Consider the following 23567-nt stretch of genomic DNA (forward strand, 5'->3'; position numbering starts at 1 on the left):
TGTGGAAGCTGCTGACCGGGACGTGGGATCGGATCCTGGCCCACGCGCACGAGCCGGTGCTTGTTTGTCGCACCCACGCGGCTTTGGTAGGAATGCACTCTTGCCTCTCGTCGGAACGGGGTCACGGTGACAACAACCGACTACGACAACTTTGCGGACGCCTACTCGGCGGAGAACGAGTCCGGCCTCTTCAACGCCTACTACGAGCGACCCGCAATGCTTCGCCTCGCCGGCAACGTCTCGGGCCGCCGAATCCTCGACGCGGGGTGCGGTTCCGGCCCGTTGTCAGCTGCGCTGCGCGCCAAGGGAGCCGTGGTCACCGGCTTCGACGTGAGTGCGGCCATGGTCGACCTGGCCCGTCAGAGGCTGGGTGAAGACGCCGACTTGCACGTGGCGGACCTGAGCGCGCCGCTGCCGTTCGCAGACGCCGAGTTCGACGACGTCGTCGCGTCCCTGGTCCTGCACTACCTGGAGGACTGGTCCGGCCCTCTCGCCGAGCTGCGTCGCGTGCTGAAGCCAGGCGGTCGCCTGATGCTCTCGGTCAACCACCCCGCCGGCTATGCGATCGAGTATCCCGAGGCCGACTACTTCGCGCTTACGAAGTACTCCGAGGACTACATCCTGGACGGCCAGACTGTGTGGCTGACCTTCTGGCACCGGCCGCTGCACGCCATGGCAGATGCTTTTGCTGCTGCTGGGTTCCGCATCGCGACGATCAGCGAGCCGCCCCCTTCTCCGGACACTCCTGCAGAGCTGCTTCCACCCGTCAAGGGCTCCGGGTCCTTCATGTGCTTTCTCTTCTTCGTCCTCGAGTCCGCCTAAAGGCGTGTTTCATAAGCCGCTCGGTTATGAAACGCCGGGGGCGGCTTCGGGCCAGACGAGCAGGACGGGACAGGGGGCATGGTCGACGATGAAGCGGCTGGCGGGGCCGATACTGCGAGGCCCGAGGTGGTTACGGCCGCCATCGCGGGCGAGGATGAGCAGGTCGGCGCCCTCGGCGGCGGCCACGACCTCCCGCTCGACGCGGCCGGTGCGCTCAACACGCTTACAGGGGCGCCCCAGGCGCTGCGCGGCTTCGGCGAGGAGTCGTTCGGCGGAGGCGGTGGCCAGGTGCTCGACCGCGGTGCCGGGGTCGCGTTCGGGATGGCCGCGGCCGAGCAGCCCGGCAAAGGCGCCGTGCGCGGCGCCGGGGGCTTCGGGGCCGGTGACATGCAGCAGCACGATGTCGGCGGCCTCGGGTGCGTGGCTGCGGGCGGCGTCGATGCAGGAGGGCCAGGTGCCCTCGGTGATCCAGGCGATGACTCTCACGGTGATCAGCCTCCGATAACGGTGAGCGAGGCCCACAGTGCCACCACCGCGAGCAGCAGGGCGGCAGGCACGGTGAACAGGCCGAGCCGGGTGAACTCACCGAACTCGACGTCACTGTCGTGTTCGTGCACGATGCGCCGCCACAGCAGGGTGGCTAGGGAACCGGCGTAGGTGAGGTTGGGTCCGATGTTCACCCCGAGCAGCACCGCGAGGACGGCACCGGGCCCGGACGGTGCGGTCAGCGGCAGCAGCACCAGCACGGCGGGCAGGTTGTTGATGACGTTCGCCAGCACCGCGGCCAGCACCGCGATAGCGAGCAGGGCCGCAAAGCCGGTGCCGCCGGGGACCAGATGGCCCAGGCCGGTGGCAAGGCCGTTGTCGACGACCGCGCGGACCACGATGCCCAGGGCCAGAACGAAGGCGAGGAACGGGACCGCGGCGGCGCGCACGATGGCGGTGGGACTGGTGCGGCGCTGCGCCAGAGCACGCACGGCCAGTACGACGGCACCGGCGAAGGCCGCCCAGGCAGGATTGACTCCGAGCGCGGAGGTCAGGACGAACCCGGCCAGTGTGCAGGCCACGGTGGCCAGGGCGAACACCGGCAGCTCACGGGGTTCGGCGGTGGGTGGGGCCTGGGCTCCGGCGTCCAGGTCGGTGGCGAAGAACCGGCGGAAGACCACGTACTCGGTACCGATGGCGGCCAGCCAGGGCAGGACCATCAGGGCGGCGAAGCGGGTGAAGCTCAGTCCGCTGGCAGCGAACGCGAGCAGGTTCGTGAGGTTGGAGACCGGCAGCAGCAGCGAGGCGGTGTTCGACAGGTGGGTGCAGGCGTAGACGTGCGGTTTGGGCCGGGCACCGAGCCTGGCGGCGGTGGCGAAGACCACCGGGGTGAGGAGCACGATGGTGGCGTCCAGGCTGAGCACCGCGGTGATCACTGATGCGGCTGCGAACACCTGGACCAGCAGGCGGCGCGGGCGACCTGCCGCGGTACGGGCCATCCATGCTCCGCACGCGTGAAACAGGCCCTCGTCGTCGCACAGCTGGGCCAGGACCAGGACGGCGGCGAGGAAGCCGATCACCGGTCCGAGCCGCGCGGCCTCGTCGCGGGCATGGTCCAGCGAGATCGCTCCGGTGGCAATGACCACGCCTGCGGCCGGGACGGCGACGACCGCCTCCGGCCAGCCGAACGGGCGGACAACGGCGCACGCCAGCACCGCCAGGAGCAGAACGACGGAGACAGCCTCCGCCAGCGAGGAATTCACGATCAGGTCTTCTCCGCGATGGTGCGGACTTCGGAGACCTGCCGGGCCAGCACGCTCACCCCCGGCTGCAGCACCCGGTTCCGGCGCAGCCAGCCCACCGAGTGATCGAACAGCGCCTTCGGCCCCTCCGCGTACGCCGTCCACGCCCGGCCGTGCAGAAACGCCCTGAACCGCCGGCCCTGGGCATGGTCCTCGTACGGGTGGTTGCCGTACGCGTCACGGATCTCCCACGCGTGCTCATACGCCGTCTTCAGCCGCTCGGTGTACTCCTTGACGCAGGAGACATCCTCAATCTCCAGCTGATCGGCCAGACGCTCCACCACCGGCCACGGAACGGCCAGGGAGTCCTCCAGGAACAGCCCGATGTACCTCACCCCGTGCACATCTCAAGCTCGAAGCCGAGACGGTTGTGGTCACCGCGCCGGTTCGCGATCAGCTTCCGGTCCTCGTCGTCGAGAAAGAAGAATCGCTCCAGCTCGGGCCTCGCCGGCTCCTCAGCGAACTTCCCGTACGCCTCAGCCTGCTTATCAGTCAGAAATTCCACCGGCATGCGGCGGACGGTAGCCACTCCTCACCAGTGATCGAGGATCTTCCGGCGAACCCCCGAAGAAGACCGATCACCTGTGCTAAACGTGTTTCGTAAGCCAGGCTGACGGCATCGAGGTCACGGCGTGGCCGCCGAAGTGGGAGAAACGACAACTCATCGACGGGATCCGGTGGCGAATCCGGAACGGTGCCCCCTGGCGTGACGTCCCGGCCGAGTACGCGCCCTACCCTACCGTCTACGGCCTGTTCCGTCGCTGGCAGCGTGACGGGACCTGGGACAGGATCCTGTCCGCGTTGCAGGCTGCCGGCGACGCGACCGACCGGATCGCCTGGACGGTGAGCGTGGACTCGATGACCAGCCGCGCCCACCAGCACGCCACCGGCGCCCGCACCTACGGGCATCCGCAGAAGGAACCACCCGGCGGCGTGCACGACGAGCCGGCCGACCACGCGCTGGGCCGATCGAGAGGCGGGCTGACCACCAAAACTCATCTGGCCTGCGAGCAGGGACAGAGAGTCCTCGCCCTGATCGTGACCGCCGGGCACCGTGGTGACAGCCCGCAGTTCATCCCCGTCCTGCGCCGCATCCGCGTGACCCGCCTCGGTGTCGGCCGGCCCCGCACCTGCCCCGACCTGGTCCTGGCAGACAAGGCCTACACCAGCCGCGGCAATCGCAGCCATCTCCGCTCACGCGGAATCAAGTCCTGCATCCCCCGCAAGACAGACCAGGACGCCTACCGCAAGGCCAAAGGCTCCAAGGGCGGGCGTCCACCCACGTTCGACAAGGACCTCTACCGGCTACGCCACGCCGTCGAGAACGGCATCAACAGGCTCAAACGCCACCGTGGTGTCGCCACTCGCTACGACAAGCTGGCGGTCCGCTTCCAAGACCATCACCATCATCACCGAGTGGCTCTGACCGGTTTATGAGACACGCCTTGGTCGCCCACCGGCGCCGCCCGGAACGTTCGCCGATACGCACGCGGCGACACCCCGGTGGCGGCCAACAGGTGCTGCCGCAGCGAACCACCCGATCCGAACCCGGCCTGCTCCGCGATCCTGTCCACCGGGAGGTCCGTGCTCTCGAGCAGTTCCCGGGCGCGTTCGACCCGCTGCTGGGTGAGCCAGGTCATCGGGCTCACCCCCACTTCGTCCTGGAACCGCCTGCTGAATGTCCGCACGCTCATGTTCGACCGGGCGGCAAGCTCGGCCAGGACCAGCGGCCGATCAAGGTGTTCGAGCGCCCACGCTCGGGCCGGTGCCGTCGTCGTCGTGTCCGCTTCGACCACGGGCCGCCGGATGTACTGGGCCTGGCCCCCGTCGCGCCAGGGTGGGACGACGCAGGAACGCGCCGCCTCGTTGGCGATCTCACTGCCGTGGTCCCGTCGGATCACGTGCAGACACAGATCGATTCCCGCCGAGACGCCCGCCGAGGTGAGCACACTGCCGTCGTCGATGAAGAGAACATCGGCGTCGACGACGAGGTCCGGGTAGAGGCCCTGAAGGTGGTCGGACTCACGCCAGTGAGTGGTCACCCGGCGTCCGTCGAGGATGCCCGCCGCCGCCAGGACGAAGGAACCCGTACAGATCGCCATGACGCGCGCGTCGGGGCGGACAAGCCCCAGCGCGTCCCGCAGCGGCGCAGGAAGTTCCTTCTGTTCACCCCATTCTCGCCCGCTGGCCGAGGGAGGGATCACCAGGGTGTCCGCCTGGGCCAGCACCGTGTGGTCGTGGTCCACGGCGATCGCGAAGTCGGCCGAGGTGCCGACCGGGCCGCCATCGAGCGAACAGGTGGTCACCGAGTACAGCGGCTTGCCGTCGGGGCCGAGGGCGGCGCCGAAGAGCCGCGAGGGGATGGCCAGCTCGAACGGGACGACGCCGGGAAGCGCGAGCACAACGACGCGATGCATGGCCAGATCCTGACACATATTGTCCATCTGGCCACTGTAGCGGCCCTGCCCCTCCGGAGATGCTGGACGGGCGCGGCCGCCCGATGCGGCCGGGACGACAGGTGAGGAGCACAGTGACAACCAGCTCAGGGCGAGCGCCGGACCGCATGCTCGCCGTCAGCCAAGACGTGGCCGGGGCACCCGACGTACTGAAGATCATCGAGATGGAGCGTCCGGTCCCCACACTCGGCGAGATCCTCGTCCGCGTCCACGCCGCTGGGGTGAACCCCACCGACTGGAAGACCCGCGCTCGAGGCCAGTTCGCCACCGGCGCGCTCCCCCCGTTCGTCCTGGGGTTCGACGTCTCCGGGGCGGTCGAGGAGGTGGGGCCCGGGGTGACCCTGTTCGCGCCGGGCGACGAGGTGTTCGGCATGCCGCGCTTCCCGCATCCGGCGGGCGCGTACGCGGAGTTCGTGACCGCCCCCGCCCGGCACTTCTGCCGTAAACCGACAAACATCGACCACACGACCGCCGCGGCGTTGCCGCTGGCGTCCCTGACCGCGTGGCAGGCTCTCGTCGACACCGCCGACGTCCGGCCGGGCCAGCGCGTCCTCGTCCATGCCGCCGCCGGCGGAGTCGGGCACCTGGCGGTGCAGATCGCCAAGGCGCGCGGCGCACGGGTCGTCGGCACCGCAAGTGCCGGCAAGCACGACCTTCTTCGCGGGCTGGGCGCGGACGAGTTGATCGACTACACCACGGAGGACTTCGGCGTCCTCCGAGACATCGATGTCGTGCTCGACACCCTCGGCGGGGACTACACCCCGCGCTCACTCCGGACCCTGCGCAGGGGCGGGATCCTCATCTCGCTTCTGCCCATGGCCCCCGACTTCCCCGCCGACCTTGCCGAGGAACTCGACGTCCGCGCCACCCGAATCCTCGTCGAACCCGACCATGCGGGCATGAAGGCGGTCGCGGATCTCGTCGCTCGTGGGCAGCTGCGGCCACTCGTCGACACCACTCTCCCGCTGAGGGAGGCGGCTCAGGCCCACGAGCGCGGCGAGACCAACAGCACCACCGGGAAGATCGTCCTCTCCGTCGTCGCCTGAGGCCCGCCCTCGCACGCGACGCTGCTCCCACCACGTCACTCACTGAAGGAGTTCCATCCGCATGAGCAACGCGACACCTCCCAGCACGGCCGCCGTCGTCGAATCCTTCTTCGCGCGATTCGGCGCCGGTGATGTACCCGGACTCGTCGACCTCTTCGCCGACACGTTCGACTTCGCGGTCAACGGGACCCCCAACATCCCCTGGTCCGGGCAGCGCTCCACCCCGGCCGAGCTGCCGGACTTCTTCGGCTCGTTCGGACGCGTACTCGGACCGGCTCAGGAGTACAACGTCACGGCGACGGTCGTCGACGGGGAGAACGCGGTCGTGCTCGGGCACAACAAGTTCGAGGTCCTCGCCACGGGGAAGACGTTCACCAACCACTTCGCGCTGCACATCGGAGTCAAGAACGGCAAGATCACGACCTATCACATGTACGAAGACACCTATGCGATCGACGCCGCGTTCGCCGCATGAGCCGCGGACGAGCTGACCACGGTTGAGCCGTGCGGTGATCGGAATCGGCTGTCCGGATCCGATCACCGCACGCTGTGCCTCACCACCCGTTGCCGAGCAGCGAGAACCGTGGTCATGCGATCGACGCAGCCCAATAGCGATCCGATACACGCTCAAGCAGCAGTACCCGACTCTGTTTGCTCCCTTGTGGCTGGCTCGGTTGCCGCATTTCCCCGCTGCGCAGCCGGCCAGGGCTCTCCGCCATGAAGACCGGCCACCTCGCGTTCCGGGATCCGTGCCACGAGAACAATCACCCGCTCGGGGTCAGCCGGTGCCCGTCCGAGCACGCGCACTTCGGCCTGCTCGGCGAGGGTTGCGTCAGCCAGGATGGAGAACACGAGGTCGCCGTCCGTCCGGCTGTACCCATCGGCCGCCAACTCGACGACCGCGCCAGAACGCAGCTCAACGACCCAGCGGGTCGGTGGTCCGGCAGCGAACCTCACGGCCCGAAGGCTAACGCCCGGAACAGCTGGGCCAACGCCGAGTCGGAGGTCCATGCCAGCGGCACACGGTTTAGGACTGAAGTACGGCTAGGCCCGTGCTGGGCGTATGACCTGCTGCTACGGCCGAGCACAAGACAGCTCTTCCAAGATCAGTCCGTGGATGGTCCGTGAGTTCGGCCCAACTTGCTGAGCAAGCGCCATAGACGGCGGTCCAGTCCTGGACGGCCTGACTTGGCCCCTGGTAGCACCCGCTATGGCCCGTGGAGGCCCGACAGCTTCGACTGCGGTCAGGGCTCAGCGACGCTTACGGCGGGCCGCCCAGACCCCGCCAACGATCGCCGCAGCAGTCGGCAAGAGGCAGCAAAGCGTCAGGACGAACAGATGCCACGGCTTGATTGCTCCCATGGCAAGAGGATAGGCACCGCTTCCCAACACCGGCTGTCCCTGTCAGCGTCAGTTTGAAGATCGCTTTCGGCTGAAGTGACCGCCTGAGACCGGACACCTCCTGAATTGGGATCCTGCCGAGGAGGAGAAAACCGCTGTGGCTCGACAGAGCAAGTACCTCGCGACGGCAGCCCGCCCGATGACCTGGCCGCTGACGAGCGAGCCGAGCTGATCCGCTTGCGGCGTCAGGTCGCGCAACTGGAGCTGGAGAAGGAGATCTTGAAAAGCCGCAGTCTTCTTCGCACGCGAGACAGAGCGGTGACCCGTACTGAGGAGTACCAGGTGGAACCGCAAGGCGGCGCACCGTCCAAATCTCGGCAACTCCGTCGACAGCCGCGACGGCGGACCGACCGGAATGCTCGATCACGGTCTACGCCACGCGGAATCCAGCGCTGCCCGACGCACACTGATCTGGATCGCGCAGATACCCCGCTCCGGACCGAGGTAGAAGTGATCGATCTTGATGTCCGTGTCCGCAATGCCAGCGGCCCAGAGATCTCGGCGAGTCGGTCGCGGTGGCAGATCGACGCCAAGGTCAGCCAAGCGCCTCCATGCCTGAGCCACTACGGCGGCCTGGTCCTCGGACCAGGCCAGCGACACCCAGTCCGCGTCGCGCTCCTCCTGCAAACGGCGCCCAGTCTCCGCCAGGCGCTTTTGTTTCCTGCTCTTGCCCACACTGCGACAGTGGCGCACCGAACCAGCCAGGACAAGAAAGATCCCCGCACCGCCAGTTGGAAATCGTCCTCACTGGCACGTAGCCGGCACGGCTGGGCGGCGGGCGCGCGGCTGTCCGGCGGCGTCCGGCCTACCGCCCCGGCCTTCGAATCGGGGGCGCCTTGCCGTGTCGGCGGCTCTCCGCGCGCCTGGACCCAGGTACCCGGTGGCAACCCGCGAGTCGGCGCGGCAGCGACCTAGCAGACATCCTCAGGGCGGCCTGCGGCTACGAGTAGTCGAGACCGATCCGTGCCGCAGCCGCACGTAGCCATCGACGGAGACCCAGGGCTACCCGCTGCGCGACCGGGTAGTCGGGAGTTGAGTGGAGGGTGCAGGGGCGGGCGGGGCGGGTAGGCCCCGCGACGCAGGTGGGAGGTGCAGCCGGTGCGCGGGGGCGACGATGAGCCGAACGGACCGGAGGCCGCTGCCGATCGTGGGCCCCATGTGCTGCGGGAGTACGCGCTGCTCGCCGACGGGCGCCGCGGCGCGCTCGTCGGTCCGGACGGGAACGTGAGCTGGCTCTGCGCCCCGGGCTGGGCCGACCCTCCCCTCTTCAGCCGGCTCATCGGCGGCCGGGGCGACTACCTTGTGACCCCGGCGAACCCGCGGTTCGTCTGGGGAGGGCACTACGAAGCGGCCTCCCTGGTGTGGGTGAGCCGCTGGGTGACCACGAACGGGATCATCGAGTGCCGCGAGGCGCTCTTTTTTCCCGGCGAGAAGCATCGGGTGGTGCTGCTGCGCCAGATCCGCGCGGTGGACCGGGAGGCGGTCGTCCGGGTCCGGCTGGATCCTCGGGCCGACTTCGGCCGCGAGCCGATGCGCGACGTACGGCGGGAGGGCCCCCACTGGCTGGCCCGCTCGGGCAGCCTGCACCTGCGGCACAGCGGTGGCGAGATGCTCGACCGGACCGAGGACGGCCCGCTCTGCGGCGAGATCACCGTACCGGCGGGCGGGCGGCACGATCTGGTGCTGGAGATCGCCACCCGCCCGCTCGGCGAGGCGCCGCCCGAGTCCTTCGAGCTGTGGCGGACGACCGAATACACCTGGCGGCAACTGGCGCCCCCGCTGGCCGGCGGCCCCGCCCAGCGGGACGCGGTTTTCGCGTACGTCGTGCTGCGCGGCCTCACCCAGCCCGGCGGGGGGATGGTGGCGGCGGCGACCACGGCACTGCCGGAGCGGGCGCTGGCCGGGCGCAACTTCGACTACCGGTACGCCTGGCTGCGGGACCAGACCTTCGCCGGCCGGGCGTCGGCGCTGATCGGCCGGTACGACCTGCTGGACTACGCAGTCGCGTTCCTCACCGAACGGGTGCTGGCCGACGGCGATCGGCTCTCCCCGGCCTACACCGTTGACGGCGACCCGGTCCCGGACCAGGAGGAGCTGGGTTACCTGGCGGGCTATCCAGGGGCGCCGCCGCGGGTCGGCAACTGGGTCCGCGGGCAGTTCCAGCTCGATGTCCTCGGCGAGACGTTGCTGCTGCTGGCCGTCGCCGGGCGGCACGACCGGCTGGACCAGGCCTCGTGGCGGGCGTTGGAGCTGACGGTCCGGATCATCGGGAAACGCTGGCGCGAGCCGGACTCCGGCATCTGGGAACTGCCGCCCCGCCAGTGGACCCATTCGAAGCTGATCTGTGTGGCCGGGCTGCGCGCGGCGGCCGGGGTCGCGTCGGGCGGACAGGCAGGACGATGGCTTGCCCTGGCCGATGCGATCCTCGCCGACGCGGCAGCCCACGGGCAGCATCCGTCCGGGCGCTGGCAGCGGGCGTACGACGACGGGCGGGTCGACGCCGCGTTGCTCTTCCCCGGCATCCGGGGCGCGGCGCCGGCAGGGGACGCGCGGACCGAGGCGACCCGGCGGGCGATCCTGGCGGAGTTGGAATGCGACGGATACCTGTACCGGTTCCGTCCCGACAGCCGCCCACTGGGGGACGCCGAGGGAGCGTTCCTGCTCTGCGGTTTCGCGGCCGCGATGGCCGCCTGGCAGGCCGGCGACGTCGTGGAGGCGAACCGGTGGTTCGAGCGTAGCCGGGCCGCCTGCGGCCCGGCGGGCCTCTTCACCGAGGAGTACGACGTGCAGCAGCGGCAGTTGCGCGCGAACCTACCCCAGGCGTTCGTGCACGCGCTGATGTTGGAGACGGCGGTGACCCTGGGGCAGGCGGTACCCTGCCCATCGCCCGGCTGAGCGGTCTACCCGCCGCCCGTGCCCGAGATGAGTGCCAGCCCGGTCTCCGGGTCCACCCGCTTGGCCAACTCAGGCGCCACCTCGGAGATCATCACTTCCAGTGTCGGCCAGACCCGGCCTCGGAGCAGGTGCCCGCCCATGGTGCTGCCGTCGGCGCGGCCGAGCACCGCGTGCACGTGCAGCGCCGGCGCCCCGTCCCGCTCGGCGACGTCGCCGAGCAGGGAGAGCACCTCGACCTGCTCGCGTACCGGGATCCGGCGGTAGTCGCGGGTCTCCCGGTCGAACCACCCGACCTCGGCGTCGGCGAAGCCGCCGACGGCGGTCACCCGGGCGGCGTGTATCCGCTGCTCGCGCAGCGCCGCCCCCACGGCCTCGACCGCCTCCTCTCCCTTGTCGCAGACGACCACGAGGACCCGTCCGGTCTGGTGGTGCAGCTCGTGCGCCCTCATCGCCGACCGTCTCGCCGCCAGCCGCCCGGCAGTGCGGTCACCGTGCTGCCCCGACCGGTCGGGCGGCCACTGGTGTGCCAGGCCGGCACCGCCGTCGTCGCGTCCATCGCACATTGTTCCTCTCTCCGGCGCGGCCTCAGCCCACCCGGTACCGCTCCGCCTCGGCGGCACGCAGCTCCAGCCCGTGGCCCGGCCGGTCCAGCGGCACCGGGGCGCCGCCTCCCGCCGCGGACACCGCACCGTCGAAGAGCATCGCCTCGATCCGGACGTGGTCGTGGAACCACTCGATGTGGCGCAGGTTCGGCGTCGCTGCCGCCACGGCCAGGTGCTGGTGGGGCGCGCAGTGCGCGGACACCTCCAGGCCCGAGGCGGCGGCCACCGCCGCCGCCCGAAGGAATTCGGTGATGCCACCGCACCGGGTGACGTCGATCTGCAGGCAGTCGACGTACGGGGCCATCCGATGGAAGTAGACGAGGTCGAAGCCGTACTCCCCCGCCGCGACGTCGGGCAGCACCTGGTCGCGGACCAGCCCGAGGCCGATCAGGTCGTCTGAGCTGACCGGTTCCTCGTACCAGCGCACGTCGAGGTCGGCCGCGGCCCGGGCCATCCGTACCGCCTGCTTGCGCTGGTACCCGCCGTTCGCGTCGACGTACAACTCGGCGTCGTCGCCGATGGCGCGTCGGGCGGCCACCATCCGGGCCAGATCCTGCGGCGCGTTGGTGCCCCCGGACTCGCCAATCTTGATCTTCACCCGGGGGATGCCCTGGTCGTGTACCCAGCCGGAGAGTTGCCGGTGCTGCCGCTCGGCGTCGTAGGTGGTGAATCCGCCGCTGCCGTAGACCGGCACCTGCCGGCGGGCAGTGCCGAGCAGCCGGGCCAGCGGCAGGCCGTGCCGGCGGGCCTTGAGGTCCCAGATCGCGCAGTCGGCTGCGGAGAGCGCCAAGCCGGCGATTCCGGGCCGTCCGGCGTTTCTCAGCCGCCGCCGCATGGCCGACCACGCAGCCGGTGCGTCGTCCGGGTCGAGCTCGGCCACCACGGGCGCGAGCAGGTCCGTGACGACCGGGACCACCGCTGCGGGCCCGTACGTCCAGCCGGTGCCCACCTGGCCGTCGGCCTCCGCGCGGACCAGCACCATGGTGGTGCTGTCCCAGGCGAAGGTGCCGTCGCCCTCGGGCGCGTCGGTCGGCACCCGGTACGCCGCCGCGCTCAGCCGCACCGCCGTCACCGCCCCCGGCGGCGGCTGGCCAGCGCGGCGACCGGCGCCAGCGCGGCCAGCCCGACGAGGCTGGTGGCGAGTACGCGGGCAGCCCGGGAGGGCCGCTCCGGGCGTTGCCCCCACCGCTGCTCGGGGCGGGCGGTCACCCGCTCACCGTGCAGGCCGGCCCGCAGCAGTTCGGCGAGGTGGATCGCGGAGCGGCCGCCGGTGGCGCTCTGCTCGACCTGCGTACGGCAGCTGAAGCCGTCGGCCAGGATGACGTCGGTCTCGGCGGCGCCCCGGACGGCCGGCAGCAGGACCCGCTCGGCGCAGGCCGCGGAGACCTCGTAGTGCCCCGCCTCGAAGCCGAAGTTGCCGGCCAGCCCGCAGCAGCCCGAGTCGAGGAGTTCGGCCTGGACCCCCGCCTCGGTGAGCACCGCCTGGTCCGCGGTGGTGCCGAGGATGGCGTGCTGATGGCAGTGGGTCTGGATCAGTGCGTGCGCGGGCAGCTGCGGCGCCTGCCATCCGGGGCTGTGGTCGTGCAGCAGCTCGGCCAGGGTGACGGTCTGCTGCCGCAGGCGGTGTACGTCCTCGTCACCGGGGAAGAGTTCCTGGGCGTCGCCGCGGAACACCGCGGTGCAGCTCGGTTCCAGCCCCACGATCGGGGTGCCGGCCCGCAGGTGGGGTCGGAGCACCTCCACCGTCCGCCGCAGCACCTGCTTCGCCATGCCGAGCTGTCCCGTGGAGATCCAGGTGAGCCCGCAGCAGACCGGCTGCTCCGGCACCCGGACCCGCCAGCCCGCCGCCTCCAGCACCTCGACGGCCGCGTGGGCGATGCCCGGCTGAAAGTGGTTGGTGAAGGTGTCCGGCCAGAGCATCACCTCGCCGCGCCGGCCGTCGCCGGTCGGCCAACGGTCCGCGAACCAGTGCTGGAAGGTCTCGGTAGCGAAGACCGGGATCTCCCGGCGCTGGTCGATGCCGCCGACCAGCTTGGCGAGCCGGCCCAGCCCGGGCGCCTGGGCCAGCGCGTTCACCACCCGGGGCGCCCGGGCGGCGACCGTGGCCACCACCGGCAGCCAGCCCATCGAGTAGTGCGGGCGGGGTCGGAGCCGACCCTGGTAGTGATGGGACAGGAACTCCGCCTTGTACGTCGCCATGTCCACGTTGACCGGGCAGTCGGACTTGCAGCCCTTGCAGGCCAGGCAGAGGTCGAGCGCGTCGCGAACCGCCTCGGAGCGCCAGCCGTCGGCGATGGTGCCGCCGCGGGCGGTGCCGTCGAGCATCTCGAACAGCAGGCGTGCCCGGCCCCGGGTGGAGTGCTCCTCCTCCCGGGTGACCATGTAGGACGGGCACATCACCCCGCCGTGCTGTCGCCGGCACTGGCCGACGCCCACGCAGCGCAGCACCGCCCGGCCGAAACTGCCGTCGTCGTCGGGATAGTGGAAGTGGGTTGCCACCTGGCCGTGGTTGTAGTCGACGCCGAGCCGCAGGTGGCTGTCCAGCGGGTAGGGAGGCGCCACCTTGCCCGGGTTCATCCGGTCGTCCGGATCGAAGATCGCTTTGAACTGCCCGAACGCGCGGACAAGCCGGTCGCCGAACATCTTCGGCAGCAGTTCGCCGCGGGACTGCCCGTCGCCGTGCTCTCCGGAGAAGGAGCCCCCGTAGGAGACCACCAGATCCGCGGCGCGCTCGACGAACGAGCGGAACTGGCGTACCCCCTCGGCGGTCGTCATCCTGAACGGGATGCGGGTGTGGACGCAGCCCTGCCCGAAGTGCCCGTAGAGCGAGGCCTGTTCGAAGCCGTACTCGTGGAGCAGCGCGTCGAGATCGCGCAGGTAGTCGCCGAGCCGTTCGGGAGCGACGGCCGAGTCCTCCCAGCCCTCCCAGGTGTCGGGTTCACCCGGCACCCGGGCGGTGGCACCGAGTCCGGACTCGCGGACCAGCCACATCTGGTGCTCGTCTGCCTCGTTGTCGAACCGGTGCGCGGTCGGCCCGCCGTCGCGGCACAGATCGTTGATCATCCGCTCGGCCGCAGCGTCGGCCTCCTCGCGGGTGTCGCCACCAAACTGCACCATCAGCCAGCCGCCGCCCGCGGGCAGCTTGTGCAGCGCCTCCGGGTGCAGGTGCTTACGCTTCTCGAAGTTGATCAGCTTGTCATCGAGCCCCTCCAACGCGATCGGGTCGTACGGCAGGACCCGCGGTACGTCGTCTCCGGCGGCGGCGATGTCCGGGTAGGACAGGAACACCATCGACTTGGCCCGTGTCACCGGCACCAGCGTCAAACGGGCCCGCAGCACGGTGACCAGTGTCCCCTCGGAGCCGACCAGCGCCTGTGCGACGTGAAAATTGTTCTCCGGCAGCAGGCTGTCCAGGTTGTATCCGGAGACCCGGCGCGGGATGTGCGGGTAGCGGGTACGGATGTCGCTCTGGTACTCGTCCCGCAGCGCCCGCAGCTGGCGGTAGATCTCGGCCTGCCGACCGCCCCGTCGCTCGATCTCGGCGTACTCCTCGTCGCTGGTCTCGCCGACCCACATCCGGGTTCCGTCGTAGAGCAGTACCTCCATCTCGACGAGGTTGTCGACCACCTTGCCGGTGCGCTGCGCGGTGGAGCCGCAGGAGTTGTTGCCGATCATCCCGCCGATGGCGCAGTGGCTGTGGGTGGACGGGAGCGGCCCGAACTCCAGCCCGTGCGGTGCCAGCAAGTCGTTGAGCGTGTCGAGCACGATGCCGGGCTCCACCAGGCAGGTGCCGGCCTGCGGGTCGACCTCCAGCAGCCGGTTGCAGTACTTCGACCAGTCGATGACCACGGCCACGTTGGTCACCTGTCCCCCCAGGCTGGTACCGCCGCCCCGGGACAGCACCGGCGCACGGTGGCGGCGGCAGACGGCGACCGCGGCCACCGCCGCCTCGACGGTCCGGGGCACCACCACGCCGAGCGGCACCTGGCGGTAGTTGGAACCACCGGTGGCGTACGCGGCCCGTGAGCCGGCGTCGAAGCGCACCTCCCCGTCCACCTCGGCGCGCAGGTCCGCGGCGAGCGCGGCCAGGTCGGCGTGGTGCGCCGGCTCGGGCGGCCGCAGGACGGGCGCGGGCAGGGACACCGGCTCCGTGGCCGGAGCTGCCCTCCGTGCCGTGCCGGTGACTCGCCGGGTCATGACCGCAGCTCGTTGATCTTGTCTCGGGCCACGGTGGCGAGGGTGGCGACCTTGTGCGGCTGGCCCCGCAGGAACGCCTCGGTGAAGTGCTTGGCCTGTTCGTACCGGACCTTGCCGGGCATCGGCGGCTCGTCTGGGTTGACGTCACAGTCGACCAGCGCCGGGCCCGGATGGGCCAACGCCGCACGGATCGCGTCCGGCACCGCCTTCGGGTCGGTGACCTTCACGCCGTACCCACCGCAGGCCCGTGCCCACGCGCCGAAGTCGGCCTCGGGCTGCCGGTGCCGCACCGCGTACTCCGGGTAGCCGAGGACGATCTGCTCCCAGAGGATCTGGCCGTACGAGTTGTTGTTGTTGACCACCACCTTGATCGGCAGCTCGTGCCGCACGGCGGTGAGGAACTCGGCCATCAACATGGCGAAGCCGCCGTCGCCGACGAACGCGATGACCTGCCGGCCGGGGAACGCGTGCTGCATGGCGATCGCGTACGGCAGGCCTGGCGCCATGGTGGCCAGGTTGCCGGAGAGGTAGAACTCGCGGCCGCCGCGGATGGTCCAGTGCCGCGCCGCCCAGGTGGCGATCGTGCCGGAGTCGCAGGTGAGGATGGCGTCCGAGGTGGCGGCCGCGTCGACGCAGCTGATCAGGTACTGCGGGGCGATCGGATCCCGCCCCGGGTCCTGCAGGGCGATCATGTCCGTGCGCCAGGCGTCCCGCGCCTGCTGGTACTTCGTCAGGAAGGACCGGTCCGAGCGGGCCTGGAGCATCGGCAGCAACTGCTGCAACGCCAGCTTCGCGTCCGCGGTCACCGCCGCCTGCACCGGCAGGCGCATGCCGATCAGGCTCGCGTCGATGTCGATCTGGACCACCTTGGCCTGCCCCGGCGCGGGCAGGTACTTCCCGTACGGGAAAGAGGTGCCCACCATCAGCAGGGTGTCGCACTCCTCCATCAGCTCCTCGCTCGGCTTCGTGCCGAGCAGGCCGAGGCCGCCGGTGGTGAGCGGGTGGTCGTCCGGCACCACCAGCTTGCCGGGCAGGGTCTTGACGATCGGGCTGGCCAGTGCCTCGGCCACCGCGAGCACCTCGTCCCGGGCGTGGCGGGCGCCGACGCCCACCAGCATGGCCACCCTCTTCCCGGCGTTGAGCACCTCCGCCGCCCGGGCCAGGTCGGCCTGCGCCGGCGCCACCGGCGGCTGCGACAGCACGGCGCTGCTCGCCGGTGGCACCCCCGGGCTGACGTGCCGGTAGGGGTCCTCGCCGGCGGTGGCGACCTGCACGTCGTTGGGAAAGGTCAGATGGGCGACGCTGCGCCGCGCCAGGGCGTGCCGGATGGCGATGTCGACCACGCCGGGCACCTGCTGGGGGTTGGTGACCATCAGGTTGTACGCGTCCGCCACGTCCTGGTAGAGCAGCGCCGTGTGCACCTCCTGCTGGTAGTGGGAGCCGAGCACGGACGTCTCCTGCATGCCGGTGATGGCGAGCACCGGGACGTGGTCGAGCTTGGCGTCGTACAGCCCGTTGAGCAGGTGGATGGCGCCCGGCCCGGAGGTGGCGGCGCACACCCCGATCCGGCCGGTGGCCTTGGCGTACCCGGTGGCCATGAAGGCCGCCGCCTCCTCGTGGTGCACCAGCACGAACCGCAGCTTCTCCCGCTGCCGGCGAAAGCCCTCCATCAGGCCGTTGATGCCGTCGCCAGGGAGGCCGAAGACGGTGTCGACGCCCCACTCCACCAGTCGTCGGGCAAGGCCTTCGCCTACGATCTCCTGCACGTCACGCCTCCTGAATCCGTACCCCCGCGGTCCCGGACGGCTACCCGGCATCCGATCCGTCGCGAGCTACCCGTGACGATTCGCGGCAAACGTCCGAACTGGCGTTTTCGGCCGAGCGGCGGTGACATGCCGGGCCGATGCCGCCGGACCACCCGCTGCTCGCCCCCGCTCGTAAGCTGCGGGTGCTCCGGCCCGCGACCGCTCAGCGGCGGCGGCGGCGCGAGATCAGCAGGCCGAGGACCAGACCCGCCAGGAGCAGGGCGATCTGCTTACCGGAGACCGACGACTTCAGCTGGCCGAGTCCTCTCCTGGGGTCGACGAGAGTGCCCGCGGCGTCACCAATCCTTCCGATGATCACGTCGTCGATCCGGCTCCGTTTCATCGCCCACCGTCCATTCCTGTATGGCCCCGCAGGTTCCCGGGCCGCCGTGGCCGCCCATGTCGACGATGTTTCAGCGCCCCAGCTCGTCGCGGACGGCCGAGGAACCGGCCGGCACCACCCGGCCGGCGGTGCTGGTCACCGCGTCGCGTACCTCGTCCGCCAGCCGGGCGGACCTTCCGCCCGCCGAACGCAGCCGCTCCAGGCCCGCGGCGCCGAGGAACACGGCAGCGGCCACGTACCCGGCGGTCATCCCGGCAGCCGCCAGCCGTCGCGGCAGGAACGCCTCCAACATGCGCAGCGAGGTCGCCGAGGCCGCCCCGACCGCCAGCACCGCACACCCTCCGGCGGCGGCCAGCAGCACGAAGCCGAGCCCGGCCGGGCGGGCGGCGTCCGCGAGCTGGGTGCGTACCGCTCGAACCTCCTCGCGTACCACCTCGGCTACGTCCTCGGCCAGGCGGTCGGTGGGACTGGCTGGTCGGCCGCCATCCCCGGGCTGGTTCGCCATGCCCATCGGGCCTCCCCTCCGCTCGTCTCGGCGCGGTCGGGTACCCCGAAACAGCGCCCCCATTCGCTCCCGTCTACAGCGGCGGCTGGGGGACCTGCGCGGCACGAGCCGGGCTGCCTCCCGGAGGGACCGGGCGGAGACGGCGGCGGACGACTCAACGCTGCGCCGGGGACCGCTCGCGCTGCGTCAGCACCGTGCATTCCGGGCCCGCCGCCGATCTCGGGCGGCGTGGAAGTAGCCGTCCTCCATCGCGGGTTCGCGGAGCCAGAGGATCGCCGAGAGTGGGCGAATCTCGGCTCGTTAGCCTTGGCAATCATGGCGGACTGGGAGATGCGACCGGCTTCGGTGGCGGACGTCAAGGCGGTGGCCGAACTGCGAGCCGTGGTGCTGCGGGCGGATCTGGAACGGCTCGGGCGGTACGACGAGCAACGGGTGCGGCAGCGGCTGCGGAACGCCTTCGCGCCGGCGCACACCTGGGTGATCGAGGTGGGCGGCGCGTTCGCCGGCTGTGTGTCGCTGCGGCCGGCCGAGGACGCCCACTGGCTGGAGCACTTCTACCTGGCCCCGCACCTGCAGGGCAGCGGCATCGGTACGGCCGTACTACGCCGGCTGCTGGAGCAGTGCGACCGCGATGACACCCTGGTCCGGCTGAACGTGCTGCAGGGCAGTCCGGCCCGGCGGCTGTACGAACGGCACGGATTCACGCTCGAGACCGAGGATCCGGTGGACGTGTTCATGGTGCGCGAGCCGGCCTTGGCCGGGCAGAACAAATGATCAACTGGCCGGTTCGCGGAACCAGCGAACCAGGGATGCCGTGACCAGCCCGGCGTGATAGCGGACGGCAAGCCTGTCGAACCGCGTTGCGATCGCCCGGAACTGCTCCAAGCGGGCATCACGGCGGTGGCGGCCTACCCCAACCAGCATGATCATGGTCCAGCGGCCCTCCCAGCGCCCACTGGATGCCGGTCAAGCCCATGTCGTCGTCACTTGGCGTTGAAGTAGCTCGCCTCCGGGTGGTGCACCACGATCGCGTCTGTGGCCTGCTCCGGCATCAGCTGGAACTCCTCCGACAACTGCACGCCGATCCGCTCCGCGCCCAGCAGCTCCACGATCTTCGCGCGGTTCTCCAGGTCCGGACAGGCCGGGTAGCCGAACGCGTACCGGCAGCCCCGGTAGTCGGTGCGCAGCAGCCCCGCCAGGTCGGCCGGGTCGTCGTCGGCCACCGTACGGCCGCCCGGCAGGGTCAGCTCGGACCGGATCCGCCGGTGCCAGTACTCCGCCAGGGCCTCGGTGAGCTGCACGGAGAGCCCGTGCACCTCCAGGTAGTCGCGGTACTCGTTGCGCGCGAACAGCTTGGCGGCATACTCGCTGACCGGCTGCCCCACGGTGACCAACTGCAACGCCACCACGTCCAGCTCGTCGCCGCGCGGGCGGAAGAAGTCGGCCAGGCAGAGCCGCCGCTCCTGGCGCTGCCGGGGGAAGGAGAACCGGGCCCGCTCGGCGTGCCCGTTCTCGTCCAGCACCACCAGGTCGTTGCCCTCGGCGTACGCCGGGAAGTAGCCGTACACGACGGCGGCCTCGAGCACCTGGTCGGCGATGAGACGGTCCAGCCAGTAGCGCAGCCGCGGCCGACCCTCGGTCTCCACCAGCTCCTCGTAGGACGGTCCCTTGCCGCCCCGCGCGCCGCGCAGCCCCCACTGCCCGAGGAAGGTGGCCCGCTCGTCGAGCAGCGCCGCGTAGTCCGCGAGCGGCACGCCCTTGACGACCCGGGTGCCCAGGAACGGCGGGGCGGGCACCTCGACGTCGGTGGCCACGTCGGAGCGGACCGAGGCGTCGTCCAGCGCCGGCAGCGCCTCGCTGACGATCGCCCGCTGCCGCTCGCGGCGGGCCCGGCGGGCCGCCAGGGCGGCCTCCCGCTCGGCGTCGACCACGGGCGCCCCGCCACGCTTGGCGGTCATCACCCGGTCCATCAGGGACAGCCCCTCGAAGGCGTCCCGGGCGTAGTGCACCTGGCCGGGGAACATCGCCCGCAGGTCGTCCTCGACGTACGCCCGGGTCAGCGCCGCCCCGCCCAGCAGCACCGGCCAGCGCTCCGCGACCCCGCGCGAGGCCATCTCGGCCAGGTTCTCCTTCATGATCACGGTGCTCTTGACCAGCAGGCCGGACATGCCGATGGCATCGGCCCGGTGCTGCTCGGCGGCCTCCAGGATCGCGTTGATCGGCTGCTTGATGCCGATGTTGACGACCTCGTAGCCGTTGTTGGACAGGATGATGTCGACCAGGTTCTTGCCGATGTCGTGCACGTCGCCCCGCACGGTGGCCAGCACGATGCGGCCCTTGCCGCCGTCCTCGGCGGTCTCCATGTGCGGCTCCAGGTACGCCACCGCGGTCTTCATCACCTCGGCGGACTGGAGCACGAACGGCAGCTGCATCTGGCCCGAGCCGAACAACTCGCCGACGACCTTCATGCCGTCGAGCAGGATGTCGTTGATGATGGACAGCGGGCTGCGCCCCTGCGCCATCGCCGCGTCCAGGTCGGCTTCCAGGCCGTTGCGCTCGCCGTCGATGATCCGCCGCTTGAGCCGCTCCTCCAGCGGCAGCGCGGCCAGTTCCTCCGCCCGGCCGGCCCGCGCCGACGCGGCGTCCACGCCCTCGAAGATCTCGATGAACCTCTGCACCGGGTCGTAGCCCTCGCGACGCCGGTCGTAGACGAGATCCAGCGCCACCTCCCGCTGCTCGTCGGGGATCTTGTTGAACGGCAGGATCTTGCTGGCGTGCACGATGGCGCTGGTCAGGCCGGCCTGGCGGCACTCGTGCAGGAAGACCGAGTTGAGCACCTGCCGGGCGGCCGGGTTGAGCCCGAAGGAGACGTTGGAGATGCCGAGGGTGAAGTTGACCCCCGGCCAGCGGCGGGCGATCTCCCGGATCGCCTCGATCGTCTCGATGCCGTCGCGCCGGGTCTCCTCCTGGCCGGTGGCGATCGGGAAGGTCAGCGCGTCGATCAGGATGTCCGCGCGGTCCATCCCCCACCGCCCGGTGAGGTCCTCGATCAGCCGGCCCGCGACCCGCACCTTCCAGTCGGCGGTCCGCGCCTGCCCCTCCTCGTCGATGAGCAGCGCCACCACGGCGGCTCCGTGCTCCTTGACGATGGGCATCACCCGTGCGTACCGGGATTCGGGGCCGTCGCCGTCCTCGAAGTTGACCGAGTTGACCACGCACCGCCCGCCGAGCATCTCCAGCCCCGCCTCGATCACCGCCGGCTCGGTCGAGTCCAGCATGATCGGCAGGGTGGAGGCGGTGGCGAAGCGGCCGGCGAGTTCCCGCATGTCCTGCGTGCCGTCGCGGCCGACGTAGTCGACGCACAGGTCCAGCAGGTGCGAGCCGTCGCGGGCCTGGCTACGGGCGATCTCCACGCAGGCCCGCCAGTCGCCGGCGAGCATGGCCTCGCGGAACGCCTTGGAGCCGTTGGCGTTGGTCCGCTCCCCCACCATCAGCAGGGAGGCGTCCTGGGCGAACGGCACCGGGTGGTAGACCGACGAGACCCCCGCCTCGTGCCGCGGTTCGCGGGGTACGGGGCTCGTGCCGTGCAGGCGCTCGGCCAGGACCCGGATGTGCTCGGGGGTGGTGCCGCAGCAGCCGCCGACCAGCGACACGCCGTACTCGGTGACGAACCGCTCCAGGGCGTCGGCCAGCTCCACCGGGCTCAGCGGGAAGTACGCCCCGTCCGCGGTCAGCACCGGCAGGCCCGCGTTCGGCATCACGGACAGCGGGATGCGGGAGTGCTGGGAGAGGTAGCGCAGGTGCTCGCTCATCTCGGCCGGCCCGGTCGAGCAGTTCAGCCCGATCAGGTCGACCCCCAACGGCTCGATGGCCGCCAGCGCCGCCCCGATCTCGCTGCCCACCAGCATGGTGCCGGTGGTCTCCACGGCGACGTGGCAGATGATCGGGACCGTCCGGCCGAGCCGGGCCATCGCCCGCTTCGAGCCGACCACCGCCGCCTTGACCTGGAGCAGGTCCTGGCAGGTCTCCACGATCAGCGCGTCCGAACCGCCGTCGATCAGGCCCTCGGCGTTCTCCTGGTAGGCGTCGCGCAGGGTCGCGTAGGCGGCGTGCCCGAGGGTGGGCAGCTTGGTGCCCGGGCCGATCGAGCCGAGCACGAACCGGGGCCGCTCCGGCGTGGCGTACGCGTCGGCGGCCGCCCGGGCGATCCGCGCCCCCGCCTCGGAGAGCTCGCGGATGCGGTGCGGGATGTCGTACTCGCCGAGGTTGGCCAGGTTGGCCCCGAAGGTGTTGGTCTCGACGCAGTCCGCGCCGGCGGCCAGGTAGGCCTCGTGCACCCCACGGACCACGTCCGGCCTGGTGACGTTGAGGATCTCGTTGCAGCCCTCGAAGCCCTCGAAGTCGTCGAGGGTGAGGTCAGCCGCCTGCAGCATCGTGCCCATGGCGCCGTCGGCGATGAGGATCCGGTCTGCCAGCACGTCGAGCAATGAGGTCCGCACGGGGTTCAGGTTAGTGCCGCCGCGACCCGATGGGTTCCCCCGTGCTTGTCTTCCCACATTCTGTCAGCGGGATCACGCCGTCCGGTTCATCGCGGTATGACCGCCCGACGTCGGGCCCGACCGGCGCGGCCGACGGGCCGCTTCCCGCGCCGGGACGTAGGCTGACGGACGTGAAGGACTACAGCGACAGCACCACGCCCGGCGGGCGGGCGACCGGGTACGGTCCCGGCACCGCCCCCGACGAGCAGGGTGAGGTGACGGCGTGACCGAGTTCGACGGACTGCCGGTGCTGCGGTCCCCCGTGGCGATCGCCGCGTTCGAGGGCTGGAACGACGCCGCCGACGCGTCCACCGCCGCCGTGGAGCACCTGGAGCAGGTGTGGCAGGCCCGCCAGGTCACCGAGCTCGACCCGGAGGACTTCTACGACTTCCAGGTCAGCCGCCCCACCATCACGATGGCCGAGGGCGAGACCCGCCGGGTGGAGTGGCCCACCACGCGCTTCATGGTGGCCAGCCCCGAGGGCACCGAACGGGACGTGGTGCTGATCCGGGGCATCGAGCCGAGCATGCGGTGGCGCACCTTCTGCGAGCAGGTGCTGGAGATCTGCCACAGCCTGGAGGTCGAGCGGGTGGTCGTGCTCGGTGCCCTGCTGGCCGACGTGCCGTACACCCGACCGTTGCCGATCAGCGGCAGCGCCTCCGACGCGGAGGCCGCGCAGCGCTACCAGCTCACCCCCACCCGCTACGACGGCCCGACCGGGATCGTGGGCGTGCTGCACGACGCCTGCAACCGCGCCGAGGTCGACGCGGTGTCGTTCTGGGTGCACGTGCCGCACTACGCCAACAACCCGCCCTGCCCGAAGGCCACCCTGGCCCTGCTGCACCGGGTCGAGGAGGTGCTCGACCTGCCGGTGCCGATGGCCGACCTCGCCGAGGAGGCCGCCGAGTGGGAGCAGCGGGTGCGCAGCGCCGCCGAGCAGGACGCCGAGCTCGGCGAGTACGTGCGCGAGTTGGAGGAACGCGTCGGCGACGCGGGCATCACCCCGCTGACGGGCGACGAGATCGCCCAGGAGTTCGAGAAGTACCTGCGCCGCCGCGGCGGCTCCGCCGGCCCGACCGCCGGCTCCTGGTAGCGCCTCTCCCCTGCCTGCCCCGGGCCCCGGACGTATGTCGTCCGGGGCCCTCTTTCTGCGTGTCCGGGGTGGCGCCG

The 23567-nt window shown here is 70.9% G+C and carries 21 protein-coding genes and 1 pseudogene; 7 read left to right on the forward strand and 15 right to left on the reverse strand.

What is annotated here, in order from left to right:
• The first annotated feature begins 126 nt into the window (after positions 1-126).
• The gene (locus ACZ6Q9_RS20255) at positions 127-822 is read left to right on the forward strand and encodes a class I SAM-dependent methyltransferase (RefSeq protein WP_393262220.1); all 696 of its coding nucleotides are present in this window, start codon (positions 127-129) and stop codon (positions 820-822) included.
• Between the two features lie 24 nt (positions 823-846).
• Here the strand turns inward: ACZ6Q9_RS20255 and ACZ6Q9_RS20260 are convergent, their stop codons facing one another.
• Genes ACZ6Q9_RS20260 through ACZ6Q9_RS20275 form a run of 4 tightly spaced genes read right to left on the reverse strand, consistent with a single transcriptional unit; the run spans position 847 to position 3120 of the window.
• Positions 847-1308: a universal stress protein gene (locus tag ACZ6Q9_RS20260; protein WP_393262223.1), complete on the reverse strand. Its 462-nt coding sequence runs from the start codon at positions 1306-1308 to the stop codon at positions 847-849.
• A gap of 5 nt (positions 1309-1313) precedes the next feature.
• Positions 1314-2558 carry an SLC13 family permease gene (locus tag ACZ6Q9_RS20265; RefSeq protein WP_396829457.1) on the reverse strand — a complete coding sequence of 415 codons (1245 nt, stop codon included), beginning with the start codon at positions 2556-2558 and terminating at the stop codon, positions 1314-1316.
• A gap of 14 nt (positions 2559-2572) precedes the next feature.
• Entirely contained in the window at positions 2573-2944 is a 372-nt protein-coding gene (locus ACZ6Q9_RS20270; RefSeq protein WP_396829348.1) for a DUF4158 domain-containing protein, read from the reverse strand.
• The gene (locus ACZ6Q9_RS20275; RefSeq protein ID WP_396829349.1) at positions 2941-3120 is read right to left on the reverse strand and encodes a DUF4158 domain-containing protein; all 180 of its coding nucleotides are present in this window, start codon (positions 3118-3120) and stop codon (positions 2941-2943) included. The genes ACZ6Q9_RS20270 and ACZ6Q9_RS20275 overlap by 4 nt, the downstream gene beginning before the upstream one ends.
• Positions 3121-3245: 125 nt before the next feature.
• Between ACZ6Q9_RS20275 and ACZ6Q9_RS20280 the strand changes: the two are divergent.
• Positions 3246-4035: pseudogene (locus ACZ6Q9_RS20280) on the forward strand (IS5 family transposase); the annotation flags it as partial.
• Here the strand turns inward: ACZ6Q9_RS20280 and ACZ6Q9_RS20285 are convergent.
• Positions 4019-5044, reverse strand: a complete 1026-nt coding sequence (locus tag ACZ6Q9_RS20285; protein WP_396829350.1) for a GlxA family transcriptional regulator — start codon at positions 5042-5044, stop codon at positions 4019-4021. The pseudogene ACZ6Q9_RS20280 and the gene ACZ6Q9_RS20285 sit on opposite strands and share 17 nt — an antisense overlap.
• Positions 5045-5139: 95 nt before the next feature.
• Here ACZ6Q9_RS20285 and ACZ6Q9_RS20290 point away from each other — a divergent pair, with 95 nt between their 5' ends.
• Positions 5140-6111, forward strand: coding sequence for an NADP-dependent oxidoreductase (locus tag ACZ6Q9_RS20290; protein WP_396829351.1), 972 nt, complete (start codon positions 5140-5142; stop codon positions 6109-6111).
• Positions 6112-6172: 61 nt separating this feature from the next.
• A complete protein-coding gene (locus ACZ6Q9_RS20295) occupies positions 6173-6586 on the forward strand; it encodes a nuclear transport factor 2 family protein (protein ID WP_357696978.1) in 414 nt (137 codons plus the stop codon).
• 152 nt (positions 6587-6738) lie between these two features.
• On the opposite strand, the gene ACZ6Q9_RS20300 is transcribed toward ACZ6Q9_RS20295, so the two are convergent.
• Positions 6739-7068, reverse strand: coding sequence for a hypothetical protein (locus tag ACZ6Q9_RS20300; protein ID WP_396829352.1), 330 nt, complete (start codon positions 7066-7068; stop codon positions 6739-6741).
• 807 nt (positions 7069-7875) lie between these two features.
• The gene (locus ACZ6Q9_RS20305) at positions 7876-8187 is read right to left on the reverse strand and encodes a hypothetical protein (protein WP_396829353.1); all 312 of its coding nucleotides are present in this window, start codon (positions 8185-8187) and stop codon (positions 7876-7878) included.
• 423 nt (positions 8188-8610) lie between these two features.
• Here ACZ6Q9_RS20305 and ACZ6Q9_RS20310 point away from each other — a divergent pair, with 423 nt between their 5' ends.
• Positions 8611-10407 carry a glycoside hydrolase family 15 protein gene (locus ACZ6Q9_RS20310; RefSeq protein WP_396829354.1) on the forward strand — a complete coding sequence of 599 codons (1797 nt, stop codon included), beginning with the start codon at positions 8611-8613 and terminating at the stop codon, positions 10405-10407.
• Between the two features lie 5 nt (positions 10408-10412).
• Here the strand turns inward: ACZ6Q9_RS20310 and ACZ6Q9_RS20315 are convergent, their stop codons facing one another.
• The 6 genes from ACZ6Q9_RS20315 to ACZ6Q9_RS20340 all read right to left on the reverse strand — a co-directional run bounded on the left by ACZ6Q9_RS20315 (position 10413) and on the right by ACZ6Q9_RS20340 (position 17865).
• Entirely contained in the window at positions 10413-10856 is a 444-nt protein-coding gene (locus ACZ6Q9_RS20315; protein ID WP_396829355.1) for a PPC domain-containing DNA-binding protein, read from the reverse strand.
• Positions 10857-10992: 136 nt separating this feature from the next.
• A complete protein-coding gene (locus ACZ6Q9_RS20320; protein WP_396829356.1) occupies positions 10993-12072 on the reverse strand; it encodes an enolase C-terminal domain-like protein in 1080 nt (359 codons plus the stop codon).
• Between the two features lie 5 nt (positions 12073-12077).
• Positions 12078-15206, reverse strand: coding sequence for an FAD-binding and (Fe-S)-binding domain-containing protein (locus ACZ6Q9_RS20325; protein WP_396829357.1), 3129 nt, complete (start codon positions 15204-15206; stop codon positions 12078-12080).
• Positions 15203-16972, reverse strand: coding sequence for a thiamine pyrophosphate-dependent enzyme (locus ACZ6Q9_RS20330; RefSeq protein ID WP_396829358.1), 1770 nt, complete (start codon positions 16970-16972; stop codon positions 15203-15205). Before ACZ6Q9_RS20330 ends, ACZ6Q9_RS20325 begins: the two co-directional genes overlap by 4 nt.
• Before the next feature lie 202 nt (positions 16973-17174).
• Complete coding sequence (locus ACZ6Q9_RS20335) at positions 17175-17354, reverse strand: hypothetical protein (protein WP_396829359.1); 180 nt, start codon at positions 17352-17354, stop codon at positions 17175-17177.
• Positions 17355-17424: 70 nt separating this feature from the next.
• On the reverse strand, positions 17425-17865 hold the full coding sequence (locus ACZ6Q9_RS20340) for a phage holin family protein (protein ID WP_396829360.1): 441 nt from the start codon (positions 17863-17865) through the stop codon (positions 17425-17427).
• A 309-nt stretch (positions 17866-18174) separates the two neighbouring features.
• Here ACZ6Q9_RS20340 and ACZ6Q9_RS20345 point away from each other — a divergent pair, with 309 nt between their 5' ends.
• Positions 18175-18633 carry a GNAT family N-acetyltransferase gene (locus ACZ6Q9_RS20345; protein ID WP_396829361.1) on the forward strand — a complete coding sequence of 153 codons (459 nt, stop codon included), beginning with the start codon at positions 18175-18177 and terminating at the stop codon, positions 18631-18633.
• Here the strand turns inward: ACZ6Q9_RS20345 and ACZ6Q9_RS20350 are convergent, their stop codons facing one another.
• Complete coding sequence (locus ACZ6Q9_RS20350; RefSeq protein ID WP_396829362.1) at positions 18634-18789, reverse strand: hypothetical protein; 156 nt, start codon at positions 18787-18789, stop codon at positions 18634-18636. It abuts the gene before it with no gap.
• Positions 18790-18842: 53 nt separating this feature from the next.
• Positions 18843-22358, reverse strand: coding sequence for a methionine synthase (metH, locus tag ACZ6Q9_RS20355; RefSeq protein ID WP_393449701.1), 3516 nt, complete (start codon positions 22356-22358; stop codon positions 18843-18845).
• Between the two features lie 262 nt (positions 22359-22620).
• Here metH and ACZ6Q9_RS20360 point away from each other — a divergent pair, with 262 nt between their 5' ends.
• On the forward strand, positions 22621-23490 hold the full coding sequence (locus ACZ6Q9_RS20360; RefSeq protein WP_357093678.1) for a PAC2 family protein: 870 nt from the start codon (positions 22621-22623) through the stop codon (positions 23488-23490).
• The last annotated feature ends 77 nt before the right edge of the window (positions 23491-23567 follow it).

This window comes from Micromonospora sp. NPDC049139, from assembly GCF_055586845.1.

Coding starts and splice junctions, on each gene's coding strand:
- ACZ6Q9_RS20340 (WP_396829360.1), bottom strand. CDS start 17,865: ATGGGCATGGCGAACCAGCCCGGGGATGGCGGCCGACCAGCCAGTCCC.
- ACZ6Q9_RS20325 (WP_396829357.1), bottom strand. CDS start 15,206: ATGACCCGGCGAGTCACCGGCACGGCACGGAGGGCAGCTCCGGCCACG.
- ACZ6Q9_RS20315 (WP_396829355.1), bottom strand. CDS start 10,856: ATGAGGGCGCACGAGCTGCACCACCAGACCGGACGGGTCCTCGTGGTC.
- ACZ6Q9_RS20335 (WP_396829359.1), bottom strand. CDS start 17,354: ATGAAACGGAGCCGGATCGACGACGTGATCATCGGAAGGATTGGTGAC.
- ACZ6Q9_RS20295 (WP_357696978.1), top strand. CDS start 6,173: ATGAGCAACGCGACACCTCCCAGCACGGCCGCCGTCGTCGAATCCTTC.
- ACZ6Q9_RS20285 (WP_396829350.1), bottom strand. CDS start 5,044: ATGTGTCAGGATCTGGCCATGCATCGCGTCGTTGTGCTCGCGCTTCCC.
- ACZ6Q9_RS20275 (WP_396829349.1), bottom strand. CDS start 3,120: ATGCCGGTGGAATTTCTGACTGATAAGCAGGCTGAGGCGTACGGGAAG.
- ACZ6Q9_RS20350 (WP_396829362.1), bottom strand. CDS start 18,789: ATGATCATGCTGGTTGGGGTAGGCCGCCACCGCCGTGATGCCCGCTTG.
- ACZ6Q9_RS20345 (WP_396829361.1), top strand. CDS start 18,175: ATGGCGGACTGGGAGATGCGACCGGCTTCGGTGGCGGACGTCAAGGCG.